Below are 5,667 nucleotides of genomic sequence, written 5' to 3'. Positions count from 1 at the left end.
GGCGCGGTGAACTCGGGCGCGGCCGGAGCCGGTGTGCCCGGCTCCGGCCGCGCCCGAGTTCACCGCGCCTCCGTCGGCTCCCGCCGCCGGTCAGCGCCCCGGTGGCGCCGCCCAGGGACCCCGTCCCACCGGCGACCGCCCCGAGCGTCCGGCCCGTCCGGGTCAGGGCGCACCGCGTCCGCAGGGCCAGGGTGCCCCGCGTCCGCAGGGCCAGGGCGCCCCCCGTCCGGGCGGTGCCCGTCCGGCCGGACCGCGTCCGGGCAACAACCCCTTCACCTCGGGTGGCTCCACCGGCATGGCGCGTCCGCAGACGCCCCGTCCCGGTGGCGGAGCTCCCCGTCCCGGCGGCCCCGGTGCCGCTCCGGGCGCCCCGCGTCCGCAGGGTGGCCCCGGCGGCGCTCCGCGTCCGCAGGGTCAGGGCGGCGCTCGTCCCACCCCCGGTGGCATGCCTCGTCCGCAGGCTCCCCGTCCGGGCGGCGCGCCCGGCGGTAACCGTCCCAACCCGGGCATGATGCCGCAGCGTCCCGCTGCCGGCCCGCGTCCCGGTCCCGGCGGCGGTGGCCGTGGTCCCGGTGGCCCCGGCGGCCGTCCGGGTGGTCCCGGCGGTGGCGGCGGCGGTCGTCCCGGCTTCGCCGGTCGTCCGGCCGGTCCCGGCGGTGGCGGCGGCGGCTTCGCCGGTCGTCCCGGTGGTCCCGGTGGCGGCGGCGGTCGTCCGGGTGGTCCCGGCGGCGGTGGCGGCGGCTTCGGCGGTCGTCCCGGTGGCTTCGGTGGCCGTCCCGGCGGTCCGGGTGGCCGTGGTGGCACGCAGGGCGCCTTCGGTCGTCCCGGCGGTCCCGCGCGTCGCGGTCGCAAGTCGAAGCGTCAGAGGCGCCAGGAGTACGAGGCCATGCAGGCCCCGTCCGTGGGCGGCGTGATGCTGCCTCGCGGCCACGGCGAGACCATTCGCCTGTCGCGCGGTGCCTCCCTCACCGACTTCGCCGAGAAGATCGGCGCCAACCCGGCGTCGCTCGTCGCGGTGATGATGAACCTCGGTGAGATGGTCACGGCCACGCAGTCCGTGTCCGACGACACGCTGCAGATGCTCGGCGACGAGATGAACTACACCGTTCAGATCGTCTCGCCGGAGGAAGAGGACCGCGAGCTCCTCGAGTCCTTCGACATCGAGTTCGGCGAGGACGAGGGTGGCGAAGAGGCTCTGGTCTCCCGTCCGCCGGTCGTCACCGTCATGGGTCACGTCGACCACGGTAAGACCCGACTTCTCGACGCGATCCGCAAGACGAACGTCGTCGCGGGCGAGGCCGGTGGCATCACCCAGCACATCGGTGCCTACCAGGTGGGTACCGAGGTCAACGGCGAAGAGCGTCGCATCACCTTCATCGACACCCCGGGTCACGAGGCGTTCACCGCCATGCGTGCCCGTGGTGCGAAGTCGACCGACATCGCGATCCTCGTGGTCGCGGCCAACGACGGCGTCATGCCGCAGACGATCGAGGCGCTCAACCACGCCAAGGCCGCCGGCGTCCCGATCGTCGTCGCGGTCAACAAGATCGACGTCGAGGGTGCGGACCCGACCAAGGTCCGCGGTCAGCTGACCGAGTTCGGTCTGGTGGCCGAGGAGTACGGCGGCGACACGATGTTCGTCGACATCTCCGCCAAGCAGGGTCTGCACATCGACTCCCTGCTCGAGGCCGTCGTCCTCACCGCCGACGCCTCGCTCGACCTGCGGGCCAACCCGAACCAGGACGCGCAGGGTATTGCGATCGAGTCCCACCTCGACCGCGGTCGCGGTGCCGTCTCGACCGTCCTGGTCCAGCGCGGAACGCTGCGCATCGGCGACACCGTGGTGGTCGGCGACGCGTACGGCCGTGTCCGGGCGATGCTCGACGACAAGGGCAACAACGTCGAGGAGGCGACCCCGTCGACTCCCGTCCTGGTCCTGGGTCTCACCAACGTCCCGGGTGCCGGCGACAACCTCCTGGTTGTCGACGAGGACCGTACGGCCCGTCAGATCGCCGAGAAGCGCGCCGCGCGTGAGCGCAACGCCGCCTTCGCCAAGCGCGTCCGCCGGGTGTCCCTCGAGGACCTCGACAAGGTGCTCAAGGCCGGTCTCGTCCAGGAACTCAACCTCATCATCAAGGGCGACGCGTCCGGTGCGGTCGAGGCCCTCGAGGCCTCGCTGCTCCAGCTCGACGTCGGCGAAGAGGTCGACATTCGTGTCCTGCACCGCGGTGTGGGTGCGGTCACCGAGTCGGACATCGACCTGGCCATGGGCTCCGACGCCATCGTCATCGGCTACAACGTCCGTGCGGCCGGCCGTGCCGCGCAGATGGCGGAGCGCGAGGGCGTCGACGTCCGGTACTACTCGGTCATCTACCAGGCGATCGAGGAGATCGAGGCGGCGCTCAAGGGCCTCCTCAAGCCGGAGTACGAAGAGGTCGAGCTCGGTACGGCGGAGATCCGCGAGGTCTTCCGCTCGTCCAAGCTGGGCAACATCGCCGGTGTCCTCATCCGCTCCGGCGAGGTCAAGCGCAACACCAAGGCGCGCCTCGTCCGCGACGGCAAGGTCATCGCCGAGGACCTCACGATCCACGGTCTGCGCCGCTTCAAGGACGACGTCACCGAGATCCGCGAAGGCTTCGAGGGTGGTATCAACCTCGGAAACTTCAACGACATCAAGATCGACGACGTCATCGCGACGTACGAGATGCGCGAGAAGCCGCGCGCCTGATCGCGTCCGATCGCAGCAGTGAGCCGGGGCCGGTCGGCGGAAACTATTCCGTCGATCGGCCCCGGCCGTTGCGTGTACGGTTTCGGATGTCCCCGCCGAGTGGTCGGCGGGCACACCGAACCCGAACCGGCGGGACATCCGGACATACATGTATGTGGGGACACTGTCCTTCGATCTGCTCCTCGGCGACGTTCGTTCGTTGAAGGAGAAACGCTCCGTCGTCAAGCCGATCGTCGCCGAGCTCCAGCGGAAATTCGCGGTGAGCGTGGCGGAGGTCAGCGGCCAGAACCTCCATCGACGGGCCGAGATCGGCGTCGCGATGGTGTCGGGGGACCCGGGACACCTCAGCGACGTACTGGACCGGTGCGAGCGGCTCGTCGCCGCCCGACCCGAGGTGGAGCTGCTGTCGGTGCGCCGCAGGCTCCACACTGATGAAGACTGATGTTGAGCAAGGCAAAGAAGGAGAAGGACCAGTGGCCGACAACGCGCGGGCGAAGAAGCTGGCAGACCTCATCCGGGAGGTGGTCGCCGAGAAGCTGCAGCGCGGCATCAAGGACCCCCGCCTGGGCACGCACGTGACCATCACGGACACCCGCGTCACCGGCGACCTGCGGGAGGCCACGGTCTTCTACACGGTCTACGGCGACGAGGAGGACCGGGCGAGCGCCGCCGCCGGTCTGGAGAGCGCCAAGGGCATCCTCCGTTCGGCCGTGGGCCGCGCGGCCGGGACCAAGTTCACCCCGACCCTGGCCTTCGTGGCCGACGCCCTCCCGGAGAACGCCAAGACCATCGAGGACCTCCTCGACCGGGCACGGGCCTCGGACGAGCAGGTGCGGGAGGCGTCCTCGGGCGCCACCTTCGCCGGTGACGCCGACCCCTACAAGAAGCCGGGCGAGGACGAAGCCGCCGAATGAGCAACGCAGCAAAGACTCCCGACGGCCTTGTCATCGTCGACAAGCCGTCGGGATTCACCTCGCACGACGTCGTGGCCAAGATGCGCGGGATCGCGAAGACCCGCCGGGTCGGGCACGCCGGCACGCTCGACCCCATGGCCACCGGCGTCCTCGTCCTCGGCGTGGAGCGGGCGACCAAGCTCCTCGGTCACCTCGCGCTGACCGAGAAGGAGTACCTGGGCACCATCCGCCTGGGCCAGACGACGATCACCGACGACGCCGAGGGCGAGATCACGGCCTCCGTCGACGCCTCCAAGGTGACCCGCGAGGGCATCGACGCGGGCGTCGCCGAGCTGACCGGCGCCATCATGCAGGTGCCGTCGAAGGTCTCCGCGATCAAGATCGACGGCAAGCGGTCGTACGCACGCGTGCGTGGCGGCGAGGAGTTCGAGATCCCGGCCCGCCCGGTCACCGTCTCCTCCTTCCAGGTGTACGACGTCCGTGAGGCGACCGCCGAGGACGGCACCCCCGTCGTCGACCTGGTCGTCTCCGTCGTCTGCTCCTCCGGTACGTACATCCGGGCGCTCGCCCGGGACCTCGGCGCGGGCCTCGGCGTGGGCGGGCATCTGACCGCGCTGCGCCGCACCCGGGTCGGCCCGTACAAGCTGGACTCGGCGAAGACGCTCGACCAGCTCCAGCAGGAGCTCACGGTCATGCCGGTCGCCGACGCGGCCTCGGCGGCGTTCCCCCGGTGGGACGTCGACGAGAAGCGGGCCAAGCTGCTGCTCAACGGCGTCCGCCTGGAGATGCCGGAGTACCCGGCGGGTCCCGTCGCGGTCTTCGGGCCCGGGGGGACGCTCCTTGCGCTCGTGGAGGACCAGCGGGGCAAGGCCAAGAGCCTCGCCGTCTTCGGCTGATCCGAGCGGTTCCGAGTCATCGTCGGCTCACAGTGAGGGCGGGCACGCGCGCGTGCCCGCCCTCACGTGTTTCCCCCTTTGTTTCCCCCTGCGACAGCCTGTCCGGCGGAACACCGAAGAATCACCCGATCAGGGAGGCGCTCGGAGTGAAGGGGGGAGTGTCAGGGGGCGTGTTCCCCTCTCGTGGTCCTCCGCGTGATCACCGGCGACCTACCGTCGACACCATGGGACGCGGGGACCTGGCGACGCTGGTGCGGATCTGCGATCTGGCGGGCCGGCCTCGCGGCACCGGATTCCTCGCCGACCACCACGGAACGGTCGTCACCAGTCACGAAGCCGTCGACGGGCTCAGCCGTGTCGTCCTGCACGCCCCCGGCGAGCGGACCTGGCTCGCCGAGGCCGAGGCCGTCACCCCGCTGCCGGAGAGCGGCCTCGCGCTCGTACGGACCGAAGGCCTCGGCGTACGGCCGCTGCCGCTCGCGACCCGGACCGAGATCGAACCCGGCACATACGTACGGATCGCCGCCCACGGCTGGCGCGAGGCGCGCGTGCTCGGCCCCGCCGCCGTCACGTACACCGCCACCGACCGCTTCCACGCGCTTGCCGACGCCCTCGAACTCGCCATCGGCACTGAGGGAGCGGAGGCCCTCCGCCTCGGCGGACAGGCCGCCGGCGGCCCCGTCCTCGACACCGCCACCGGCACCGTCCTCGCCGTCCTGGGCACCGCCCTGCGCGGCGACCGCCCGGCCGCCGGATACGCGGTGCGACTGCGCCCCGAAGGCCCCCTCACCGCGCTCCTGCGGCGCAACGCGGCCACCGTCCCCGCCTACGGACCCGATCTCAACCTCGCCGGAATCCTGGAACTCACCGCCACCTCCACCGGCCCCGTACCGGACCCGGACCCCTGGCCCGAGGCCGTCGAACGCCCGGAGTGCGTCCGCGAGTTCGCCCGCTTCACAGCGGGCGAGGCGCCGGTCCTCGCCCTCGTCGGCGCCCCCGGCACCGGCCGCACCACCGCCCTCGCCGGCCTCTGCGCCCGCCGCGCCCGGGGCGTCGCCCCCGCCCCGACCGTCCGGCTGCGCGGCGCCGACCTGCGCGCCGAGGACCGCTCGCTCGCCGAGGCCGTCGG

At 72.0% G+C, this 5,667-nt stretch carries 4 protein-coding genes and 1 pseudogene; all 5 read left to right on the top strand.

What is annotated here, in order from left to right; translation table 11 throughout:
- Nucleotides 1-37: 37 nt before the first annotated feature.
- Nucleotides 38-2,728, top strand: a pseudogene (gene infB, locus AOK00_RS33490) (translation initiation factor IF-2); the annotation flags it as partial.
- A gap of 148 nt (nucleotides 2,729-2,876) precedes the next feature.
- Nucleotides 2,877-3,170: a DUF503 domain-containing protein gene (locus tag AOK00_RS33485; protein WP_030322425.1), complete on the top strand. Its 294-nt coding sequence runs from the start codon at nucleotides 2,877-2,879 to the stop codon at nucleotides 3,168-3,170.
- 31 nt (nucleotides 3,171-3,201) lie between these two features.
- Nucleotides 3,202-3,642, top strand: coding sequence for a 30S ribosome-binding factor RbfA (gene rbfA / locus AOK00_RS33480; protein WP_055603910.1), 441 nt, complete (start codon nucleotides 3,202-3,204; stop codon nucleotides 3,640-3,642).
- Nucleotides 3,639-4,538 carry a tRNA pseudouridine(55) synthase TruB gene (truB, locus tag AOK00_RS33475; RefSeq protein WP_055603909.1) on the top strand — a complete coding sequence of 300 codons (900 nt, stop codon included), beginning with the start codon at nucleotides 3,639-3,641 and terminating at the stop codon, nucleotides 4,536-4,538. The genes rbfA and truB overlap by 4 nt, the downstream gene beginning before the upstream one ends.
- Before the next feature lie 224 nt (nucleotides 4,539-4,762).
- On the top strand, nucleotides 4,763-5,667 hold a 905-nt coding region (locus tag AOK00_RS33470; RefSeq protein WP_173861711.1), incomplete at its 3' end, for a S1 family peptidase.

The sequence above is a fragment of the Streptomyces aureus genome (genome assembly GCF_001418135.1).
Taxonomy (GTDB): Bacteria; Actinomycetota; Actinomycetes; order Streptomycetales; family Streptomycetaceae; genus Streptomyces; species Streptomyces aureus_A.
This window is presented reverse-complemented; position numbering and strand designations above follow the sequence as displayed.